The following is a 21,670-nucleotide window of genomic DNA, read 5'->3' as shown; positions in this document are numbered from 1 at the left end:
TGTCATTCTAGTTCAATTTCAAATGAAGTTCTTATTAATTGTGATGGCCACTGTTTTTATGCCATTGCAGCTGCTTGCCCAGTATAACCTGAGCGGCCGTGTTACCGATGCAGCCACTGGTAATGCGCTGGCCGGGGCAAACGTTGTTATCCAGAGCACGGGCACCGGGGTAGCAACAAACCAGCAGGGCACTTTCGAATTCACAAATCTGCCGGCCGGTAGTTATACTTTGGCTGTTAGTTATCTGGGTTTCGAGGATAAGAAGGTTGCTGTAAACCTGTCGCAGAACCAAACTATACAGGTAGCGCTGCGCCAGCAGGCCATGCAGGCCAGCGAAGTAATTGTGCAGGCCACACGTGCCGACCAGACTACCGGCACCACCTTTACCAACGTAACCCGCGAGCAGATCGCAGAGCGTAACTTTGGCCAGGACCTGCCATACTTGCTGGAGCAGGTGCCATCGGTGGTGGTAAACTCAGATGCCGGCGCCGGTGTGGGCTATACGGGTATCCGCATCAGGGGCTCAGATATTACCCGTATCAACGTTACGGTAAACGGCATTCCCATTAATGATTCTGAAAGCCACGGGGTTTTCTTCGTGAATATGCCTGATTTTGCCTCTTCGGTGCAGGACATACAGGTACAGCGCGGTGTAGGTACCTCTACAAACGGTGCCGGTGCCTTCGGTGCAAGTATAAATATCCAGACACAGCAAGTGCGCCGCGAGGCCTACGCCGAAACCGACCACAGCTACGGCTCTTTCGATACTTGGAAGAACAACGTGCGTTTTGGTACCGGCCTTATCAATGGCAAATTCGCATTCGATGGCCGTTTGTCGCGCATTAAGTCTGATGGTTACATCGACAGGGCTTTTTCTGATCTGAAATCACTTTATTTTTCGGGAGGATACTACGGAGACAAGACCTCGGTTAAGTTCGTGACCTTCTCGGGCAAAGAGCAGACTTACCAGGCTTGGTATGGAACGCCAGAGGCATTGGTTTACGGCAACGCCGAGGACCTGCAGGCATACATTGACCGCAACTGGATCGAAGGCAGCGATAAGGAAAACCTGCTTTCAGCGGGCCGCAGGTATAACTTTTATACTTACGACAACGAAACCGACAACTACCAGCAAGACCACTACCAACTGCACCTGTCCCATGACATTGCAACCGGCCTGACCTTTTCTGGTGCCCTGCATTATACTTACGGACGCGGATATTATGAGCAGTTTAAAGCTGACGACAAGTTTTCTCGATATGGTTTGCCAAACGTGGTAATTGGAGGCGTTGAGATCAAGCGTTCAGATATTATCCGCCGCCGCTGGCTGGACAACGATTTCTATGGCGTAACCTATGCTTTGAATTATCGTCCGGAGGAAAAACTGAACCTGACACTGGGCGGTGCCTGGAACAAGTATGACGGAGACCATTTCGGGGAAGTTATCTGGGCGCGCTTTGCCTCAACATCCAACATCAGGCACCGATACTACGACAACAACGCCACCAAAACAGACTTTAATATGTTTGCGAAAGCCAACTATGGCCTAAACGATAAGCTAAACCTGTTCGTCGATTTGCAGCTGCGTAAGATCAACTATGCCTTCATGGGCTTTGACAACGACCTGGAAAGTATAGAGCAGGATGTAGATTACACGTTTATCAATCCGAAGGCAGGTATAACTTATACTGTAGAACAAGGCCACCAGCTGTATGCCTCGTATGCAGTGGGCAACCGTGAGCCGGTGCGCGACGACTTTACAGAATCTACACCGAACAGCCGCCCTAAGCACGAAACACTGCACAACATAGAGGCCGGCTACCGTGGTCAGCTTACCCTGCCGGACTTTGCCGGCGTTCCACTTCTGGCCGATATTGAGGCTAATGTGTACTACATGAACTATAAAAACCAGCTGGTGCTTACAGGGCAGATAAATGATGTAGGTGCCTATACCCGCACTAACATCGAGGACAGCTATCGCCAGGGTATAGAGCTGGCTGCTGCTTTTCACTTCGGTAGTAAGGTAAAGCTAAACTCAAACCTTGCCTACAGCCAGAACAAGATCAAAGGCTTTAACGAGTTCATCGACGACTACGATAACGGAGACCAGGTAGTGAACAGCTATAACGAAACCACCATCGCCTTCTCGCCAGGTTTTGTGTCTACTAATCAGTTGGAGGTAGAGGTGCTAAAAGGCCTGCGTGCTGCCTTCATCTATAAAACCGTTAGCAAGCAGTACCTGGACAACACAGAGAATGAGGCCCGCATTATTCGTCCGTACCAGGTAGGCGACCTGCGCCTGCGTTACAACGTCGGCTTCAAGAATATGCTGAAAGAGCTGGAGTTAGGGCTGCTGGTGAATAACCTGTTCAACGAGATGTATGCGGCTAATGGCTATACTTTCAGCTACATTGCAGGTAATGCACAGACCACAGAGAACTTCTACTACCCACAGGCTACACGTAATTTCCTGTTGTCGGTGGGGTTAAAGTTCTAAAGTATAAAACTCATACTATACACCCGGAAGCCCCGCCATTTTGGTGGGGCTTTTTTTGACCGGTGATTAAGGGGATTTTATAAGTTTTGAGGATTATTGACCGCAGATTAATTTGATTTATAGGATTTATCTCAAGCACCGGCTCCAACCACCCCTAGCACCTCTTTGTATGGCGGGGAGCTTTTACTTACTGCTTCAAATGTCATCGCTAAAGTAACTAGAATGTATTTTGCAGGGACAGGTCGCGACCTGTCCGAGGGTTGGCCGCAGCAATGAAACTTATACTTTAACCAAAGTTATAGCAGATTCCCCTCCTTAGACAATCGAGAACGAGAGTTCAAAGATTGCGAGCGTAGCTTTGAGGGGTTAGGGGTGGTTGGATAACATTAATATAGATCATTCTGTTTATCCACTAAATCCTGTTCATCCTTTCATCCTGAAAATCCTGATTTAGTTTTATATTTGCGTATTACCCTTCTTACTTAACCTTAAAACAAAACTATGGCCTACGAATCAACAGGAGCCCCTGATTACTATAACATTGATGATTTACTGACGGAAGAGCATTTGCTGATCCGCCAGACCATGCGTGAGTTTGTAAAGCGTGAAATATCGCCCTACATAGAGCAATGGGCGCAGGATGCACACTTCCCGTCCGAGATCGTGAAGAAGTTCGGTGACGTGGGTGCCTTTGGCCCGACGATCCCAACAGAGTATGGTGGCGGTGGCCTGGATTATATCAGCTACGGCATCATCATGCAGGAAATAGAGCGTGGCGATTCTGGCATGCGTTCCACGGCATCTGTGCAGGGGTCGTTGGTGATGTATCCAATTTACAAGTATGGCTCTGAGGAGCAGCGTAAGAAATATCTGCCTAAACTTGCAAGCGGTGAGTGGTTGGGCTGCTTCGGCCTGACAGAGCCAGACTTCGGCTCGAACCCGGGCGGCATGATGACCAACATCAAAGACATGGGCGACCATTACCTGCTGAACGGCTCTAAAATGTGGATCTCCAACTCTCCGGAGTGCCAGGTTGCGGTAGTTTGGGCTAAGAACGAGGAAGGCCGCATCAAAGGACTGATCGTGGAGCGTGGCATGGAAGGCTTTACCACCCCTGAGATACACAATAAATGGAGTTTACGCGCCAGTTGCACCGGCGAACTGGTGTTTGACAACGTGAAAGTGCCGAAAGAGAACCTGCTGCCAAACGTGGATGGCCTCCGTGGTCCGCTTGGGTGCCTGGACTCTGCCCGATACGGTATTTCCTGGGGAGCCATCGGTGCTGCCATCGATTGCTATGAGTCGGCGCTAAAGTATAGCAAAGAGCGCATACAGTTCGATAGGCCAATCGGCGGGTTTCAGCTTACCCAGAAAAAACTGGCCGAAATGTTGACGGAGATAACCAAAGCCCAGCTGATGGTGTGGCGCTTAGGTACGCTGATGAATGAAGGCAAAGCCACTACGCAGCAAATATCGATGGCCAAGCGCAACAGCGTGGATATGGCCCTGCACATCTGCCGCGAGGCACGTCAGATTCATGGTGGTATGGGCATTACCGGCGAGTACCCGATCATGCGCCACATGATGAACCTGGAATCTGTGATCACCTACGAAGGAACGCACGATATACATTTACTAATCACTGGTGCTGATATTACCGGCATTCAAGCTTTTAAATAGGTCGTTGATCGTTATTCGTTGCTCGTTTATCGAGTGGCGATAAAGTATAAATTTTGAGAGGCAGCTGCGTGAGTGGCTGCCTTTTTTTGAATCAGGATTTACAGGATTTTTAAAGATTAGCAGGATTAAAAGACCTCGCAGCGTGCGAAGCTCCTGCGAGTGTCTGGTATTACCGGGTCAAACCACCCCAACCTCTCAGAGCTACGCTCGCAATCTTCGAACTCTCGTTCTCGATTGTCCAAGGCGGGGAATTTTGCTATTACTTTTTTACACTTGCTTGCCAGTTGCAGAAGGCTTTAACCAAGAAGTGTCCATCCCAGTTTCTCTGTGGGGGTAGGGGCCCACTACTGTTCGAAACCTAGACATTGTGTGTCCTAATGCCTTAAAAGTATGTTTGTTTGAGAACAGACTGTCCCCTTGAGGGGACCATAGGGGTGTTTTCGTTAGCAGGCTTTATAAGTATAAATGAACTTTTGAGCAATCCGGAACCTGATTGACACCCCTGTTACCTACGGTCGCAAGTTTCAAACTCCCGTTTTCACTTGTCCTCAAGGGGACACTTTCGTCCTTAAAAAGGAGGATTACAGGAGAAAAAGAGCATATTAAGTAGGTTTCGAACAGTAGTGGTAGGGGCCCTCTTTAAAGAGCCACCTTGTGAGATCCGGTGCCGCGGATGCGGCAGCGCGCAAGCGCAGGAGGGAACACAGCGGCGATGCAGAGAAACGAGGCCACGCGGCCTTGAGCGCACCAAAGTATAATATGAAACGATAGGGAAATAAGACTTAGGAAAAGCAGCAGCTAAAAAAAAGCGCCAAATATCTTTTTATAAATGCTAATTAAATTAGATTTATGCTTATGTGTTATAAAATAATTAGCAAAATTACGTAAATTCGTAAGCTGAAATGGAGCGAATTGCTGCGGCAAATTGTTACCATTTAGTACTGCAAAAGCAGAAAATAAGCATTAAATTTAGAGCATGAGGGAAGATTATCTTACTGGCGGCAGCGAATACATGACGCCAACCGAACGCGACATAGACAAGGCGCTCCGTCCGCTTAGCTTTTCAGATTTTACAGGTCAGGCGAAGGTGGTGGAGAACCTGAAAATATTTGTGCAGGCGGCTAAACACCGCGGCGAGGCGCTGGACCACGTGCTCCTGCACGGACCTCCGGGTTTGGGTAAAACTACGTTGTCGCATATCATCGCCTCTGAACTGGGGGCTGGTATAAAAATGACCTCTGGCCCGGTGCTGGACAAGCCAAGCGACCTGGCGGGTTTGCTCACTAACCTGGACCCGAATGATGTACTTTTCATTGACGAGATACACCGCCTCAACCCAATTGTGGAAGAGTACCTGTACTCGGCGATGGAAGATTATAAGATCGATATCATGCTGGATTCAGGCCCGAATGCACGTTCTGTACAGATCAGCCTGAACCCGTTTACCTTAATTGGTGCAACCACACGTTCCGGTTTGCTTACTGCACCACTGCGTGCCCGCTTCAGCATCAATAGCCGCCTGGAGTATTATGATGCGGAACTTCTAACGTCAATTGTAAAGCGTTCTTCGGCACTTTTAGGCGCCCCGATTTACGAAGATGCGGCATTTGAGATTGCACGCCGTAGCCGTGGTACACCGCGTATTGCCAACAACCTGCTGCGCCGTACCCGCGATTTTGCGCAGGTAAAAAGCAACGGTACCATTGATGTGGAAATTGCACGTTTTGCCCTGGGCGCACTTGATGTTGACCATAATGGACTCGATGATATGGACAAACGCATACTTTCCTGTATCATTGATAAGTATAAAGGAGGTCCTGTAGGTATTTCGACTATTGCAACGGCCTGCGGCGAAGAAGCCGAAACTATTGAGGAGGTTTACGAACCATTCCTGATACAGGAGGGTTATATTAAGCGTACAGCCAGAGGCCGTGAGGCAACAGAAGCCGCGTACAGGCACCTGGGCAAGGTACCGCCGCAACAAGTTTCTTCAGGAGGCTTATTTGATCAATCTGAATAAATAACTGTTTTGATATAATGAAAAAAGCAGGCTTGGTGGCCTGCTTTTTTATTGTCTAAACCACAGATTAATGGGGATTAGATTGATTAGCTGGGTTAAAAGTACACCTGCTATTATTTGTGGGATGGTCACAACGGAGTTTGATCAAAAAAGTAGTATAGGAATAGAAGCAGCCTGAAGTACAGGTAGATAGTATGCTATAGATACCTGTTAGATTTATAAATGGCTATACTGTGACAGTCTTTTGTCCTTTGTCAAAAGTTCTTTTGTCACAACTTGCTATTCTGTCTTTTTGATCTCTGCGATCAGTTCCACCTCCAGCACAGACTCCTCGTCAAACAAACGGTTGATTTGTACCCAGGTGGCGGCAGGGGAGTGGGTGCCGTAGTACTTTTTCCGGATAGTCATACTTTTCTTGCTGGCTTCCATGTCGCGGGTGTAGAGGTTCTCCTTTACCACGTGTGTAAAATCGAGGTTATACTTCTTAAGCGTGAACTCCAGTGTTTTATACACCCGTTCCATGGCCTCCTCCATGGTGCCGTTACCAACCGTGCCCGAAATGTAAAGCAGGTTGCCGCTGCGATATGCCTGCGCATAATTATACTCTTTCTCGCCAGGGCTCAGGTGAAATACCTTGCCATTCTTTTCCAGAACGCCCTGAGCTTTAACCTCTACTGCCAGCACCAGGCACAACAGCAGAAAAATTGCCAATAATTTTTTCATAGTTTTATAGGTTATAGTTTGATAAGGGAAAGGTAGTAAAAGCAGCAAAAGGAAGTATAAGTTTTAACACACTTTAACTAAATCTTATACTTTATAAATAAAGTGGTAACCGCTCTTTACTTCAGGCTGGTTGGCGTAAAGCGAAGAAAATAATCATGCCTAATCATTAAAATCAGTTTTAATCTGTGGTCAAAATCTGGTTTAATCTGCGGTCAAAATCCGGTTTAATCTGTAATTGGATTTATTTTGCCTTACTTTTGTTGTTTAAGGCGGCAGCGAAAGTATAAACAGCGGCACAAAGTATAAATTGAGCAGAGAGAAGTATACATATCAGGTAAAGCAGAAGGCCAGGGAACTGGGGTTTATGTACTGTGGTATATCCAAAGCAGATTTCCTGGAAGAGGAGGCACCGAGGCTGGAGCGCTGGCTCAACCAGAACATGCATGGCCAGATGCACTACATGGAGAACCACTTTGATAAACGCCTGGACCCGCGTTTGCTTGTTGATGGGGCTAAAACCGTGGTATCGCTGCTGCTAAATTATTATCCTGCCAAAGAGGACCAGCAACAGGACGAGGATACTTACAAGATTTCAAAGTATGCCTATGGTACCGATTATCACTTTGTGATCAAAGACAAGCTGAATGAGCTACTGCATTACATTAATGAGGAAATAGGCGAGGTGGGTGGCCGCTGCTTCGTGGATTCGGCGCCGGTACTTGACAAGGCTTGGGCAAAAAAAAGCGGCTTAGGTTGGGTAGGCAAAAACTCAAACCTGATAACCCCGCAGATAGGCAGCTTTTATTTTATTGCGGAGTTAATAATTGATCTGGAGTTGGAGCCAGATGGGCCAATAAAAGACTATTGCGGCTCCTGCACCCGCTGTATCGATGCCTGCCCCACCAATGCCATTGTGGAGCCATATGTAGTGGATGGCAGCAAGTGCATCTCATACTTTACCATAGAGCTAAAGGATCAACTGCCAAACGAAATGCAGGGCAAGTTCGGGAACTGGATCTTTGGATGCGACATTTGCCAAGATGTGTGCCCCTGGAACCGGTTTAGCAAACCACACCAGGAACCAGCTTTTACGGCACACCCGCAACTGGCCCACATGAAGACCAAAGACTGGCAGGAACTTACACAGGAAGTTTTTGCGCAGTTGTTTAAGAAATCTGCGGTAAAGCGTACAGGGTTTAAGGGGATGTTGCGTAACATCCAGTTTGTACAGCAGGAAAGCCCCGAAAAAGATTAAGGGTTATACCTGTGCCTTTGCGAACACCTTGTTCAGGATTATGGAGTACATGCCAGAGAACTGGTCGTAGCACCATTTTTTAAGCTCAATTAATTCTTCTTTTACTAAAACTTTGAAGGCTTTTCGAAGCTCCTTTTCAAACAGCATCTTGTCGAAGCTAACCTTCAGCAAAATGGTTTTAATGTATTCTAGCATTGTGGTAGGCTAATGAATTATTCTGTTCTTTAATTACGGAACAGGTTAAAAAAGTTGCTTTCAGATCTTAAATTCTAGTGTAAATATATTAAAAATTATTGATAAAGTTAAAAATGGTATAGCATAAGCAGTTAGTTTTATATTTTCAATTATCCTTTTGTCTTCCTGAGTTGGGATTTAAAGCGTTGTAAGTCAGTTTAAAACAAAATAGCCACCTCTATCAACAAAGGTGGCTATTTTGCTGAAAATTTATTTAGCTAAACGATAAATAAACTTGCAATATCAAGTACTGCCTGTCGGGTAAGTGGTTCATCAAACGCCTCGCTCACACTATTGGCAGATACATTGGAAACAGTGGGAACATTGACACCCAGCTGTGTTGTCTGAGCCTCTCCATTGTATACTGGTTGTGTAGCCGCTGGCATAGAGGCACCTCGCTCATCAAGTGTGATCCATCCTTTTAAGCCTCTTATCCTTCTTACAATTGAAGCATGCCTCGCCTCAACCGCATGTATTTTAAGCGCAGCTGTTAGAACATTGTTATTGCTGACCAGGTTTGCAGCCTGACCTTTATAGGCTCTAACACCAGTATCCTCGAATGCCTGAGATAAAGCTAAATAAGTCTGTAAGTTGACATTCCAGTCAGGGAAAGCTCCTTTTGCCGAAAAATCAAAGTTTGGTTTAGCAACAGGTGTGCCTCCTAAGCTTTGAATGGTCGTTCTCAGTAACTGAACATGCGCTTGCTCGTGGTTGCGTAATTGCTCAAAAAATGTTCTGTTCGTCCCAAAATTTAGTCCGGGAGAGTTAAGGCCTTGTACATAAAATTCAGCTTCGAGGTGCTCCAGCGTTAATGCAAAGTTTAGTACATCCACTACGCTGTTGGTAGATTGCCCATAAGCCTTTTTAAACATAGAGCCCATCGCAATTGGTACTGCCGCCATCGCCACTTTCTTTCCGAAGTTACCAAACTCGCTAAAGGCTTTTCTTCTTGTAGACAGGCGCTCATATACTTCGCCATCTACTTTTTCTATATCCTGTATAATTTTGAAAATATTCATAGCTAATATTCCTTTCGCTTATTTTGGTAGGTTACTGAAATTAATTCTCGTTTTGATAAAAGGTGCTGCTGCAGATAATACGTCAGCCGGGGCCAATGCACGATCAAGGCCGTTTGAGTCAATTACTTCGCCCTCACCAAATTTTCTGGTATTGTTACTGATTAAGTCGTGTATCGCAGCTGCATGCCGAGCTTCCACAGAAACTATTTTACCAGCCAATAATAAATAGTCTAATCCAAGTCCAGTATCGGTAAACAGGTTGCCCGCTCCGTTGTAGGCGGCTACGCCCAAGTCTTCGAAAGTTTTGGCTGTTTGGAGTACACTTGACTTGTTTGTGAAATTGACAGAGCTGAAGTCAACCTCTAAAGCTGGAATAGCATTAGAGCCAAGAGCAGTCCTAAATAACTCTCTGTGAGCTACTTCATGTGCTCTTAAATCCATCATTACCTGCATCTCACTAGCTGATAACGCACTCCCGGATTTGGCTACCACCTCTGTATAGTATGCTGCCTCCAGTTGCTCAAGGGCATAAGCATAGTTTAAAATCCCTATATCCCCTGATCCGAGGTTTACCGTGTTCGGGTCGTCGTCATCGTCATCGTCGCAGGAGGAGGTAAACAATAATGTTGTTATAGCTGCGGCCGCGCCAGCATGTTTAAGGAAGTTACGCCTGTGCATAGGGTCAACAAGAGAACGTTTTAACCCGTCTTGATTCTTGCCATGTAATGATAATTTGGTCATAGCTCTTACTTTTAATGTAAAATTTGTTTAAGGTACTCATCCTTTGATTGTTGACATTCTAAAGGATATTACTTCAATATTACGTTGTAAAGAGCCTGCTTGGATTTAGCTTTAAAAACAGATAAGGGGATAAAAAACTGAAATTTTTAGATTATTGATATTCAGATATATAGGTGTGTCTGCTTAACAAATAGCTATTTAAAGTCTTTAAAGCAACTAAATGACGTTTTAAGCTCATTCAATATAAATATTAGGGCTATACTATATTGGAATTTTTATAAATTTAAAAGTTTATATAACTTGTTGATAAAATTATGCAAAAAATTAGATTACGAGGTATCAAGCAGATATGATTTACAATTACTGCAAAGGGCATTAAATAAAATGCTTAATTTTACTTTTGGCATAATTGTATAACCCACTTCGTATTACACAGTGCGCTGCATCATACTTTTACTCACCTTCATTTTAGCCTTGTATGTGCCAGGTTTGGCCCAACAAGCAAGCATTGAGTTGGGTAAAAGTCCGTTGCCAATCAATCAGTATTTTACCATTTCCATTAAACTGCAGGACGAGCAACTGAAAGAGTACACCCCTTTCCCGGAGATAGATGGCTTTAAAAAAAGTAACCGCTACTCCTCAGAGAAGACAATAACAGTGGGTGGCGTTACCAACGTGATCCGTACTTATACGCAAAACTACGCTGCCCTGGAAGAAGGCGATTACCTGCTGAAACCATTTACCATGAAGGTGAACGGTGCCACGTTGCAGTCGCAGGGCATGGCCATAAAAGTAGTACCCATGCAGGCTGCCACCCCACAGGGCCCCGTTATAGCCGATCTGATCGAACCGCAGGATAGGCAGGAGCCGGGAAGCGATGAAATTGAATTTATAGACAAAGACGATAACGCTTTCTTATCACTTTACACAAATAAGCAAAAGGTGTTTGTAGGGGAGGGACTTAACGTAGCCTTATACTTTTACCTGGCCGAGGAAGACCAGCGGCTACTTGATTTTCATGACTTTGCCAACCAGATAACCGGTATCTTAAGGCAGGTAAAACAACCTAATGTATGGGAAGAAACGTTCGACTTCTCTGAAATTACCCCGGAAAACGTGAAAGTAGAGGGCAAGCCATACCTGCGTTTCAGGCTTTATGAGGCGGTGTATTACCCTTTAAACCTGCAACCTTTAAAGTTCCCGCAGCTGCAGCTTAAAATGGTAAAGTATAAAGTGGCCAAAACACCAAATCTGCTAACCGAGGACAGGCAGGAGGGCTTTAAGACATTTTATAGCCGTGAGCGTGTAGTGGAAGTGATGGAATTGCCGGCGCATCCGTTGCGCAATACAGTGCCAGTGGGTAACTACAGGCTCCGTGAACAAGTGTCTAGCAAGCGGGTACCGGTAAACAAGAGCTTTACGTACCAGTTTGAAATTGTGGGGGAAGGTAATCTGGATGCCGTGATGCCGCCGTCGCCGGAGGCCCCCCCTGGCCTCGAGTTTTACCCGCCGGATGTGCGCCAGGATGTGACAAGGCGCGCAGGAAGGGTATTAGGAGAGAAATCTTTTTCGTATGCCGTGCTGCCGCGTGAGCCTGGCACATATGACCTTAGCAACACTATAGAATGGATATACTTCAACCCAGCCACTGCTACCTACGATACGCTGCGCCCAACTTTGCAGGTGTATGTAACAGGTGCCAAGGACAGTGATGCCCTTGTGCTGTCCCGGGATCTGGGCTCCTTTTACAACATCATCGAAAATGAAGACAACACATTGGTAAGTCTTCACTTCTTCGATGAGATTAAGCGATACACAAACATTATACTTTTTGTATTGTTGGCAGTATCAGCATTTGTATTCTTAAAGAACAGAAACGCATGAGCAATTCATATGGCAAGCTTTTTAAAATAACCACCTTTGGCGAGTCGCATGGCCCTGCTGTTGGCGTAATTATAGATGGCTGCCCTGCCGGACTGGAGATAAGTGAAGCAGAGATCCAGCATGCCCTGGACCGCCGCCGTCCCGGTCAGTCTGACATAACAACACCCCGCAAGGAGGAAGACAAAGTAACCATACTTTCGGGCATTTTTGAAGGGAAGACAACAGGCACGCCCATTGCCCTGGTGGTAAACAACAAAGACCAGCATAGCCACGACTACAGCCATATACAACACGCTTACCGTCCGTCACACGCCGATTATACTTACGCTGCCAAGTATGGCACCCGCGATTACCGTGGTGGTGGCCGCAGCTCTGCCCGCGAAACAGTGGCACGCGTAGCTGCCGGTGCACTGGCCATGAAGCTCCTCCAAAAGTATGGCATCACGGTTAACGCCTATGTATCGCAGGTGGGCAGGGTAAAGCTGCGCAAACACTACTCCAAGCTCGATCTTAATAAGATTGACGCTAATAAAGTACGCTGTCCTGATGGCAAAATAGCTGCCCGCATGATTGGTGTGGTAGAAGAAGCCCGCGATAATCTGGATACCATTGGTGGGGTAGTAAGTTGCGTGATACAAGGTGTGCCTGCCGGTTTGGGTGAGCCTGTTTTTGATAAGCTACACGCTGAGCTGGGTAAGGCCATGCTAAGTATAAACGCTGTGAAAGGCTTTGAGTATGGCAGTGGCTTTGAAGGCGTAAGTATGCGCGGCTCCGAGCACAATGATCAGTTTTATACTGATGAGGACGGAAATGTTCGCACACGCACCAACAACTCCGGAGGTATACAGGGAGGCATCAGCAACGGGCAGGATATTTACTTCAATGTAGCTTTCAAGCCTGTTGCCACTATACTTCAACCTCAGCAAACCATAAACGACACCGGCGAGGATATTACGCTGCAAGGCAAAGGTCGACACGACCCGTGTGTGTTGCCTCGTGCTGTACCTATAGTGGATGCCATGGCTGCGTTGGTTATCGCCGATTTTCTGTTAAGGCAGCAGGTAAGTAAAGTATAAGCAGACCACAAGCATATCAGTATAAAACAAAAGCGCCGCTCCCTAGTATTGGGGCGGCGCTTTTGTTTTATATTTTAAACTTTCTTTTTAGAAAAGCTTCAGGTACACAACTAAGTACCATACAAGTATAAGTGCAGGTAACAGGAACGGGATAGAGTAACGCACAATGTAAGCGAAGAAAGAAGGCATCTTGATGCCTGCGCTCTCTGCAATAGCTTTTACCATGAAGTTAGGGCCGTTGCCGATATAAGTGAATGCACCAAACAATACAGCTGCCAGTGAGATTGCCTCTAAAAGTACAAGCGTGCCAGGGTCGGCGCCGGTACCGGTGGCAAACGCTTTTACCTCCACTACACTGTTCTGTGCCATATCATACTTGGCCATGGCCAGTGAAAGGAAGTTAGCATAGGTTGGTGCATTATCCAGGAAACCAGAAAGCGAGCCTGTGGCCCAGTATAGGAAGTTTGGCGTGATATACTGCGAGAACTCCGGAGACGAGGCAATAGCTGCAGACAATTGCAGGGCCGGCATCATGGTAAAGAAAATACCAAAGAATAGGAACACCACCTCCAAAATAGGATGGAAGTTAAACTGGTTTCCAGCCAGCGCTGTTTTACTCGAGAACTTGAAACAGGCGAAGGCGGCAGAAAGCTGAATGATCTCACGTAGGAAAGAGAACTTATTACCATCATAAGCAATGTGCGGAAGTCCTTCAATTACGTTAGGGTCCAGGAAAATGGCACCGATAATGATGGCCAGCCAGAACAGGTTGCGCTTTCCGCTTACGTAAAATTCGGTCTTGGCTTCGTTTTTGGCAACTACCTCAGGGCGCGGCGTGTATTCGGTTTCCTTGTTTCTGCGGTCAATAAAAAAGAAGATAAGGCAAAGCAGCGCAATTGTTAATACCCATGGCGTAAATAAGTGCTGTAGTGTCCAGAAGAAAGGCACACCCTTCAGGAAGCCTATGAAAAGCGGAGGATCACCAAGCGGTGTAAGCAAACCACCAGCATTACTCACGATAAAGATGAAGAACACGATCTGATAAGCCTTGATGCGGTGAATGTTGAGGCGGATAAAAGGCCTGATCAATAACAAAGAGGCACCGGTTGTACCCACGAAGTTTGCTAAAACAGCACCAACAGCTACTAGGGCCACGTTCATGGCAGGTGTGGCATTGGCATTAATATTTATATAGATACCACCGGCGGCAATGTAAAGCGAGCTCAGAAGTATGGCAAACGAGGCGTACTCAAAGAAAGTATGCACCGGCATGTGGTAATCGCCGAGCGCGAAAATGTAGTAAGCCAGCACCGCAAGGCCCAGGGTTACGGCTATTGTTTTGTAGTTGTGCTCCCAGAAGTGTCCGAAGAAGATAGGGCCGGCAGCAATCATTCCGATCAGTATCAGGAAAGGTATAATCAGAAACGCAGGGGCTGCGTGTTGTGATTGCACCAGAAATATAAAGTTGTTCAGCATGTCTAGATCAGTGCGGTATTGATAAGGTCAATTAATTGGTTGTGGCACAAAGATACATTTTCTCCCTTAAATAGCCACCCCAAAAGACCGGGGGCAAGCAGTTAGAAGAATTTATGTATATACATGCAAATGGTTTACTTCGTCGGAAATAATGCCTAATTTTGGAAACTTAATGCAGTATGCACTAGTTCTAGTTTAAAACGAGAGATTTACATGTCAGAAAATAAAGAAAAAGTGGTTTCGGTTTATGCTGAGGCAAACCCTAACCCGGAATCGATGAAATTTGTGATGAACCAGCAGCTTTTGCCTGAAGGGCAGAGCGTAGATTATCCAAATCTGGAGAGTGCCATGGAGTCGCCGCTGGCGCAGGAGCTTTTCAACTTCGACTACGTTTCGCGTGTGTTCATTGCCAGCAACTTTGTAACTATCACCAAAAACTCAGACCTGGAGTGGGTTAAGCTTATACCTGAGCTGCGCACGTTCCTGAAGTCTTATGTAGAGGCCGGCGGCCCGATCTTTGTTGAAGGCTTCTCTGCTAAGAAAGCTGCTCCTACAGAGGCTAATGGCGAGACATCGGCTGAGGACGCTGAGATTGCCAAAAAGGTAATTGACCTGCTTGATAACTATGTACGTCCGGCTGTAGAGCAGGATGGCGGTAACATTACATTTAAGTCTTATAATGATGGCGTGGTAACCGTACACCTGCAAGGCTCTTGCAGCGGTTGCCCATCTGCAACAGTAACGTTAAAAGCTGGTATCGAGAACCTGTTGAAGCGCATGGTGCCGGAAGTAAAAGAAGTAGTTGCCGACGGCGTGACTATCTAAAGTATAGCATCTGTTAAAGTATAAAGCAGCCAGCTCTGAATAAGGGCTGGCTGTTTTTTTGGACCGGTGATTAAGGAGATTGACCGTAGATTAATGAGATTGATTGGGTTTTTATGATTTCTGGTTATTATCGGGTCCAACCATCTTCGAGCCACTATCATTAAGTAGTGGAGTTTCTTCAGACGATTAACACACCCCTGCCCCTCTCTTTAAAGGAGGGCCCCTACCCCCAGAGGGGAATTTCTTCAATTCCGGGTCGAACCACCCCTTTATCCCCTCCTGGGGGTGAAGGGGCCCCCTTTAGAGTCTAAGGCGGGGAGTTTCACCTCCCCTAGCCCCTCCTAAAAACAGGAGGGGAATTTCTACCATTACTAATTGGAGATGTATGAATCATAGCTAACACTATCATCTGAATAGGTTGCGATCTGTCCCAACAATATCATATACTACCCTGATTGCATATGTGAAGGGTAAAGCTCCCTCTCCTGTTTTGGGGGTAGGGGCCCTCGATAAAAGGAGAGGGCTGGGGAGAGGTAACACAACAGGGGTGGTTGGACCCGGCACTGCCTAGATGTCCTCAAAATCATATAGTCCCAATAAACACAAAAGCCCGGAGCAGTGCTGCCCCGGGCTTCTGATTTATACTTGTGTTTATACTTAAGCGCGTGTTGCTGTTGCAGTAGCTGGCTTAGGCTCTTCTTTTACTGTGTCTACTACAATTGGCGTAGCGATGAACAGGGAAGAGTAAGTACCGAACAACACACCGATGATCATCGCCAGGGAGAAGCCACGTAGAACTTCACCACCGAAGAAGAACAGGATCACAACCACTAATAACAGGGTAAGTGATGTGATGATCGTACGGCTGAACGTGCTGATAAGCGCCGGGTTAACCAGGTCTCTGATCTTAGTGCGTGGGTTATCGTTCATGTACTCACGTACACGGTCAAAGATTACCACGGTATCGTTGATAGAGAAACCGATGATGGTAAGTACCGCAGCAATGAACACCTGGTCCATTTCGTAAGATATACCGAACAGGTCAAGTATAGAGAACACGGCAATGATCATCAAGGCATCGTGTAGCAAGGCCACAACACCACCCAGCGAGAACTGCCATTTTCTGAAGCGGATCATCACGTAAAGGAAGATACCAACTAAAGCCAGGATGATAGCGATAAACGCTGTGTTCTGGATGTCGTCTGCCATAGTTGCACCTACTTTAGAAGAGCTTAGCACTTCCGGGTTCAGGTCAGCGTATGTGGCAAGTCCTTCGTCAAGCGCGGCTCTTACTTTGTTGTCTGCCTCCAGGCTCTCGTCGTCAGCCAACCAGCTTGTAATTACTTTCACACGGTTAGATGCACCAAAAGTCTTAACCTCTGTACCAGCGCCTTCAAAATTGTCAAGCAACGTAGAACGGACATCAGAAGCCGGAACTGCTTTGTCAAGCTCAACCACATACGAACGTCCACCTCTGAAGTCTACACCCAGGTTAGGGCCACCGTTGATGTACATCGCAATAAAGCCGAACGCAATAACGCCTAATGAGAACGCATAAGCAGCTTTTCTGTAACGCATTACATCAAATGTAATGTTGCGGAACATGTTGTCTGACAGCGCAGAAGAGAAAGACAGCTTACCAGCTTTCTTGAACGTGCTTTCTACAAACAGTCTAGAAATGAATACTGATGTAAAGAATGAAGTAACGATACCGATCATCAGGGTAATGGCAAAGCCTTTTACCGGACCAGAGCCGAAGAAGTATAGGATAAAGCCTACCAGGAACGTTGTAACGTTAGCATCCAAGATAGTGCTGAATGCCTTGTCGTAACCTTTGTTGATGATCTCACGCATGCTAAGGCCTTTTTTAGCCTCCTCACGCATACGCTCAAAAATAAGTACGTTCGCATCCACGGCCATACCCAGTGTAAGTACGATACCGGCGATACCAGGAAGTGTAAGCGCAGCGCCAAACTGAGCAAGGATACCCAGGATGAAGAATACGTTGAACACAAGGGCAAGGTCAGCGATGAAACCGCCACGGCTGTAGTAACCGATCATGAATACAACTACTACAACTAAACCAGCGATAGTAGAAAGTAAACCCTGGTTGATAGCCTCTTTACCTAGTGATGGACCAACTACAGCCTCTTCTACGATACGCGTAGGAGCTGGCATTTTACCTGCCTTCAGGATGTTAGCAAGATCTTGTGCTTCTTCGATAGTGAAGTTGCCAGAGATAGAAGAGTTACCACCTGTGATCTCGCTCTGTACCACTGGGGCAGAGTATACATAGTCGTCCAGTACGATAGCAACCTGGCGGCCTACGTTCTCGCCAGTTAAGCGAGCCCATTTCTTAGAGCCTGTAGCGTTCATTGTCATCGTGATCTCAGGGCGGCCCTGCTGGTCGAAGTCCTGACGTGCATCGTTGATAGCGTCGCCACCTAGCGGAGCCTTGCCATCACGACCTTTCTTAATCGCATAGAACTCAACAAACTGTGTTTTGCCTTCGCCGGCAACCGGCTTAACAGACCATAAGAACTTCATGTTCGGAGGGAACATTGAACGTACCTCAGGACGGCTGAAGATCTCGTTGATTCTGGCTGTATCGCGCACGTTGGCAAGCAAGCCACCCGGAGTAGGCACGAAAAGGTTTGCCAGTACGCCACCCTGCTGTGCAGTTGTGTCTAGTGCGGCAGTTGCGTTAGTATCTTGTGTAGCGGCTACGGCGTTTGTGTCGCCGGTAGCAGCCTGGGCTAAAGCGTCTTTAGTAGTAGTGTCGGTTGCAGCTGCGGCTGCAGACAGTGCATCCTGCTTAGGTGCAGCGGCTTTTTTCAGGTCAAGTTTACCAGCTTCCTGCTGCTTATCAAGGTATTGGCCAACCTGCATAAAGTATGGGCCATACTCTTGCGGAGACCATACTTCCCAGAACTCAAGGTTCGCCATGCCGGAAAGAAGCTTGCGAACACGGTCAGGGTTATCTACACCCGGTAATTCGATCTGGATACGGCCAGTGCCTTTCAGGCGCTGAATGTTTGGCTGCGTAACGCCGAATTTGTCGATACGTGTGCGAAGGATGTTGAATGAGCGGTCAATGGCTTCTTCTACTTCCTGATCAATCACTTCGATTACTTCCTCGTTAGAAGACTCGTAAGAAATCTTGCCACGGTTAGCAGTGTTGGAGAAGATGCGGCTTAAGCGGCCATTTGGCTCGATTTCGCGGTAAGCCTGCTCGAAAAGAGTTGTGAAGCTCTCCTGGCTGTTACGCTGCAGTTCTGTAGCACGCTCCAGGGCCTTCAGGAAATTAGGGTCTTTGCTGTTGCCAGACATTGACTTGATGATCTCAACTGGAGAAACCTCAAGCACAACGTGCATACCGCCTCTTAAGTCAAGGCCAAGGCCAAGTTCATTTTCTTTTACCTCCTGATATGTCATGCCCAGGAACACTTCCTCATTCCAGATGGAATCAAGGTAAGCCTGCTGCTTAGCCATATCTATGTTGCCTTGTGCATCGGTGGCATAAGCCTCGGCTTTGTCCTGGATGCGGCTGGCAACAAACGAAAACGATAAGAAGTAAAGGCAGATAGCCGATACAATTACCGTTAAAGCGATTATTAACGATTTGTTACGCATTGTTTAATTAGTGAAAGTATAGGTGAAATTGAAATACAAACTAAAAAACGGAAACTATCTAACTCAACTTTATAAATAGTATAGTTGTTCCGTATCGGCTTGATTATCTGTGTGTTTTGCAGCGTAAGCCGGGTAATATAAGAGAAGGGGAGTTTCAGCCTAGGGGGCGTTGGGCTGAACGGAAATCGGGAATATCTGCGCTAAATACCCTGCACTTGGCGGAATGGTAGTATAGGCAGCTAAAAGAATATCATCGGTTGGGTTGGCAAAGGTAATCTGCGGTAGCGGCTCAACGGCCTGCTGCAGGTTTAGTGCTACAAAAGAGGTAGTGGCCTCTAAAGATACCTTCTGCTTTACAACGGTCTTGTTTTCCTGCTGACCAGCCAGGCGGATGTCTGTCTGTTGTGGGGTTGCCTCAGCTGCGCAAGTATAAGCCACCACTTCCTGACCGTTGAGCATTAGTGCCCACAGCAGGGTAAGTGTCATCAAAAGATGCTTTAAATGGCTTGGTATGTTCTTCGCTTTTGGCATGTATAACCACAAATGTAAAATTATTTCCGAAAAAATCAGAAAAATTTAGCGGTTTACATCAACAAATCGCTTTACGTCGTTCTTTTTTCCGATAAGGATCAGAATGTCTGATGGATAGATGATGGTATCCGCTTTTGGTACACCAATAATGTGCTCTACCTGCGTAGGTTTGCCATCCTGTATCTCCTCAAAAAAGCGTTTGATGGTGATCAGGTTAAGGTTATACTTCTCACGCAGGGATATTTTTGCCAGGCTGCGGTTGGCGATGTTGCGAGGCGCATTTATCTCCACGATCTCGTAGTTGTCAGGCAGAGGCAAAAAGGTGCGTATGTTTGGCTGCAACAGGCGTTCTGCCACGGTTTTACCTACCTCACCCTCCGGCGACAGTATCTCCTGCACACCCATTTTCTCGAGTATGCGGCGCTGCTGTTTGTTGGATGCACGGGTAATTACACGCTTTATATTAAGCTCCTGCAAATTGGCTGTGGTAATAAGCAATGCCTCAAAGTCCTCGCCGATGGCCACTACCACGGCGTCCATGTCCTGAATGTTCTGGGCTTCCAGGGCACGGATATCGGTAGCGTCGAGGGCAACGGCATAGGCTACATCGTCTTTAATGGCCTCCACGTGGTCTTCATCGTTGTCGATGGCAATTACCTCTGCGCCGCGTTCTGCCAGCGTGCGGGCTATCGAGTTGCCGAAGATACCCAGTCCTATTACCGCAAATTTGCTTCTCATGCTTTTGTTTTAGCGTTTAAGAAAGTGGTGAGTACATCCAGGCCACGCTCAAAATTAGCATTGTTCGGGATGATGATGTCAGCGTCGTTCTTGTAAGGCTTGATATACTTTTCGTAAGTAGGGGCCACATGGTGCGTGTATCGGTACAGCACGTCATCCAGGTCGTAACCACGCTCAATTTTGTCGCGCACGATGCGGCGCTGCAGTTTTATGTACTCTTTGGCGTCGATGTATACTTTCAAGTCCAGCAGTTTGGCAACCTCCTCAAAGTAGAAAACAAAGATGCCCTCCACCACAACAATCGGAGCCGGTTTAAACTCAAGTTGCTTGGCTACTACGTTGGGGTTGTTAAAAGTATACTCTTTGCGGTAAACGGTTTCGCCCTGGCTTACTTTTTTAATGTCAGCCGCGTAGGCTTCGTCGTCGATGCAGGAAGGGAGGTCAAAGTTTATGACTCCGTTCGGGTCTTTTGTCTGGTGTTCCCGGTCTTTGTAGTAATTGTCCTGTGAGATCAGGCAAATTTGTTCCGGTGAGAATGAACTGAGTAGTTTATTCAAAAAAGTGGTTTTTCCTGAAGCACTACCTCCTGTAATCCCGACGATAAATGGCTTTTGCATTGGAAGCTTTAGTTTCAGGCTACAAAATTAAGAGTTTAGGCAGAACAAGACCATAGGGCTCGCAAAAAATTATACGTTAACCCTGAGATTTTAAAAAATCTACCAGTTTGCGTACGGCGTGGCCACGGTGACTGATGGCGTTTTTTTCTTCTCCGGACATTTCGGCAAAGGTCTGTTCATAGCCGTCTGGCAGAAAAACCGGGTCGTAGCCAAAGCCTTTGTTGCCTTTCCACTCCTTGGTTATAGTTCCGTTTACGGTGCCTTCGAACTGGTGTTCGTGCCCGTTAAGTATAAGGGTGATGCTGGTTTTGAATCGGGCTCTTCGGTTCGTCTGCCCTTCCAGGTTTTTAAGCAGCAGGTTTATATTGTCGCTGTCGGAGCGTTGCGGGCCGGCATAACGAGCCGAGTAAACACCCGGCGTACCGTTCAATGCCTCCACTTCCAGGCCGCTGTCATCGGCAAAACAACTGATGTTATACTTTTGCCACACGTACTGCGCTTTTTGGCGGGAGTTGCCCTCCATCGTATCCTGTTCCTCGGGCAGTTCTTCGTAGCAGCCAATCTCCTCCAGGCCCACCAACTCATACTTGCCTTCCAGCATCTGGCTTACCTCGGCTATCTTGTGCTTGTTGTTGGTGGCGAAGCAGATTCTTTTCATCGTTTAAATTGTTAAATGGTTAAATAGTTAAATGGTTGAATTGTTGAGAGGATTTCAGACAGC

17 protein-coding genes are annotated in these 21,670 nt (G+C 46.7%); 7 read left to right on the top strand and 10 right to left on the bottom strand.

The genetic code is table 11. From position 1 onward, the window contains the following. Positions 1 to 22: 22 nt before the first annotated feature. The 3 genes from AC4BAP_RS04900 (at position 23) to ruvB (ending at position 6,197) form a co-directional block, all read left to right on the top strand. On the top strand, positions 23 to 2,497 hold the full coding sequence (locus tag AC4BAP_RS04900; protein ID WP_490581505.1) for a TonB-dependent receptor: 2,475 nt from the start codon (positions 23 to 25) through the stop codon (positions 2,495 to 2,497). 501 nt (positions 2,498 to 2,998) lie between these two features. Continuing rightward, on the top strand, positions 2,999 to 4,177 hold the full coding sequence (locus tag AC4BAP_RS04895; RefSeq protein ID WP_490581504.1) for an acyl-CoA dehydrogenase family protein: 1,179 nt from the start codon (positions 2,999 to 3,001) through the stop codon (positions 4,175 to 4,177). Between the two features lie 976 nt (positions 4,178 to 5,153). Beyond that, the gene (gene ruvB / locus AC4BAP_RS04890) at positions 5,154 to 6,197 is read left to right on the top strand and encodes a Holliday junction branch migration DNA helicase RuvB (protein ID WP_490581503.1); all 1,044 of its coding nucleotides are present in this window, start codon (positions 5,154 to 5,156) and stop codon (positions 6,195 to 6,197) included. A 279-nt stretch (positions 6,198 to 6,476) separates the two neighbouring features. Here ruvB and AC4BAP_RS04885 read toward each other — a convergent pair whose 3' ends face one another. Further along, a complete protein-coding gene (locus tag AC4BAP_RS04885) occupies positions 6,477 to 6,920 on the bottom strand; it encodes a RidA family protein (RefSeq protein ID WP_490581502.1) in 444 nt (147 codons plus the stop codon). A gap of 307 nt (positions 6,921 to 7,227) precedes the next feature. Here AC4BAP_RS04885 and queG point away from each other — a divergent pair, with 307 nt between their 5' ends. Continuing rightward, entirely contained in the window at positions 7,228 to 8,175 is a 948-nt protein-coding gene (gene queG / locus AC4BAP_RS04880) for a tRNA epoxyqueuosine(34) reductase QueG (protein ID WP_490581501.1), read from the top strand. A gap of 3 nt (positions 8,176 to 8,178) precedes the next feature. Here queG and AC4BAP_RS04875 read toward each other — a convergent pair whose 3' ends face one another. The 3 genes from AC4BAP_RS04875 to AC4BAP_RS04865 all read right to left on the bottom strand — a co-directional run bounded on the left by AC4BAP_RS04875 (position 8,179) and on the right by AC4BAP_RS04865 (position 10,169). Further along, positions 8,179 to 8,370: a hypothetical protein gene (locus tag AC4BAP_RS04875; protein WP_490581500.1), complete on the bottom strand. Its 192-nt coding sequence runs from the start codon at positions 8,368 to 8,370 to the stop codon at positions 8,179 to 8,181. A gap of 257 nt (positions 8,371 to 8,627) precedes the next feature. Further along, entirely contained in the window at positions 8,628 to 9,428 is an 801-nt protein-coding gene (locus tag AC4BAP_RS04870; protein ID WP_490581499.1) for a ferritin-like domain-containing protein, read from the bottom strand. An 18-nt stretch (positions 9,429 to 9,446) separates the two neighbouring features. Beyond that, on the bottom strand, positions 9,447 to 10,169 hold the full coding sequence (locus AC4BAP_RS04865; RefSeq protein WP_490581498.1) for a ferritin-like domain-containing protein: 723 nt from the start codon (positions 10,167 to 10,169) through the stop codon (positions 9,447 to 9,449). A 489-nt stretch (positions 10,170 to 10,658) separates the two neighbouring features. On the opposite strand from AC4BAP_RS04865, the gene AC4BAP_RS04860 reads away from it, so the two are divergent. Then, entirely contained in the window at positions 10,659 to 12,053 is a 1,395-nt protein-coding gene (locus tag AC4BAP_RS04860) for a BatD family protein (RefSeq protein WP_490581497.1), read from the top strand. Further along, entirely contained in the window at positions 12,050 to 13,129 is a 1,080-nt protein-coding gene (gene aroC, locus AC4BAP_RS04855) for a chorismate synthase (RefSeq protein WP_490581496.1), read from the top strand. Before AC4BAP_RS04860 ends, aroC begins: the two co-directional genes overlap by 4 nt. Positions 13,130 to 13,216: 87 nt before the next feature. Here the strand turns inward: aroC and AC4BAP_RS04850 are convergent, their stop codons facing one another. Then, a complete protein-coding gene (locus AC4BAP_RS04850) occupies positions 13,217 to 14,605 on the bottom strand; it encodes a sodium:proton antiporter (RefSeq protein ID WP_490581495.1) in 1,389 nt (462 codons plus the stop codon). A 213-nt stretch (positions 14,606 to 14,818) separates the two neighbouring features. On the opposite strand from AC4BAP_RS04850, the gene AC4BAP_RS04845 reads away from it, so the two are divergent. After that, the gene (locus AC4BAP_RS04845; protein ID WP_490581494.1) at positions 14,819 to 15,430 is read left to right on the top strand and encodes a NifU family protein; all 612 of its coding nucleotides are present in this window, start codon (positions 14,819 to 14,821) and stop codon (positions 15,428 to 15,430) included. 657 nt (positions 15,431 to 16,087) lie between these two features. Here AC4BAP_RS04845 and secDF read toward each other — a convergent pair. The 5 genes from secDF to AC4BAP_RS04820 form a co-directional block, all read right to left on the bottom strand. Continuing rightward, entirely contained in the window at positions 16,088 to 19,063 is a 2,976-nt protein-coding gene (gene secDF, locus AC4BAP_RS04840) for a protein translocase subunit SecDF (protein WP_490581493.1), read from the bottom strand. A 159-nt stretch (positions 19,064 to 19,222) separates the two neighbouring features. After that, positions 19,223 to 19,594, bottom strand: a complete 372-nt coding sequence (locus AC4BAP_RS04835; RefSeq protein WP_490581492.1) for an RNA methyltransferase — start codon at positions 19,592 to 19,594, stop codon at positions 19,223 to 19,225. Positions 19,595 to 19,639: 45 nt separating this feature from the next. Continuing rightward, positions 19,640 to 20,332, bottom strand: coding sequence for a potassium channel family protein (locus AC4BAP_RS04830; protein WP_490581491.1), 693 nt, complete (start codon positions 20,330 to 20,332; stop codon positions 19,640 to 19,642). Beyond that, a complete protein-coding gene (udk, locus tag AC4BAP_RS04825; protein ID WP_490581490.1) occupies positions 20,329 to 20,949 on the bottom strand; it encodes a uridine kinase in 621 nt (206 codons plus the stop codon). The genes AC4BAP_RS04830 and udk overlap by 4 nt, the downstream gene beginning before the upstream one ends. A 76-nt stretch (positions 20,950 to 21,025) precedes the next feature. After that, a complete protein-coding gene (locus tag AC4BAP_RS04820; protein WP_490581489.1) occupies positions 21,026 to 21,607 on the bottom strand; it encodes a non-canonical purine NTP diphosphatase in 582 nt (193 codons plus the stop codon). Positions 21,608 to 21,670: the final 63 nt, after the last annotated feature.

This window comes from Pontibacter sp. GD7, assembly GCF_058216375.1.
This window is presented reverse-complemented; position numbering and strand designations above follow the sequence as displayed.

Bases quoted from the DNA above. Each gene is read 5' to 3' on its own strand.
- AC4BAP_RS04900 (WP_490581505.1), top strand. From the start codon at position 23: ATGAAGTTCTTATTAATTGTGATGGCCACTGTTTTTATGCCATTGCAG.
- AC4BAP_RS04895 (WP_490581504.1), top strand. From the start codon at position 2,999: ATGGCCTACGAATCAACAGGAGCCCCTGATTACTATAACATTGATGAT.
- ruvB (WP_490581503.1), top strand. From the start codon at position 5,154: ATGAGGGAAGATTATCTTACTGGCGGCAGCGAATACATGACGCCAACC.
- AC4BAP_RS04885 (WP_490581502.1), bottom strand. From the start codon at position 6,920: ATGAAAAAATTATTGGCAATTTTTCTGCTGTTGTGCCTGGTGCTGGCA.
- AC4BAP_RS04875 (WP_490581500.1), bottom strand. From the start codon at position 8,370: ATGCTAGAATACATTAAAACCATTTTGCTGAAGGTTAGCTTCGACAAG.
- AC4BAP_RS04870 (WP_490581499.1), bottom strand. From the start codon at position 9,428: ATGAATATTTTCAAAATTATACAGGATATAGAAAAAGTAGATGGCGAA.
- AC4BAP_RS04865 (WP_490581498.1), bottom strand. From the start codon at position 10,169: ATGACCAAATTATCATTACATGGCAAGAATCAAGACGGGTTAAAACGT.
- aroC (WP_490581496.1), top strand. From the start codon at position 12,050: ATGAGCAATTCATATGGCAAGCTTTTTAAAATAACCACCTTTGGCGAG.
- AC4BAP_RS04850 (WP_490581495.1), bottom strand. From the start codon at position 14,605: ATGCTGAACAACTTTATATTTCTGGTGCAATCACAACACGCAGCCCCT.
- AC4BAP_RS04845 (WP_490581494.1), top strand. From the start codon at position 14,819: ATGTCAGAAAATAAAGAAAAAGTGGTTTCGGTTTATGCTGAGGCAAAC.
- secDF (WP_490581493.1), bottom strand. From the start codon at position 19,063: ATGCGTAACAAATCGTTAATAATCGCTTTAACGGTAATTGTATCGGCT.
- AC4BAP_RS04835 (WP_490581492.1), bottom strand. From the start codon at position 19,594: ATGCCAAAAGCGAAGAACATACCAAGCCATTTAAAGCATCTTTTGATG.
- AC4BAP_RS04830 (WP_490581491.1), bottom strand. From the start codon at position 20,332: ATGAGAAGCAAATTTGCGGTAATAGGACTGGGTATCTTCGGCAACTCG.
- udk (WP_490581490.1), bottom strand. From the start codon at position 20,949: ATGCAAAAGCCATTTATCGTCGGGATTACAGGAGGTAGTGCTTCAGGA.
- AC4BAP_RS04820 (WP_490581489.1), bottom strand. From the start codon at position 21,607: ATGAAAAGAATCTGCTTCGCCACCAACAACAAGCACAAGATAGCCGAG.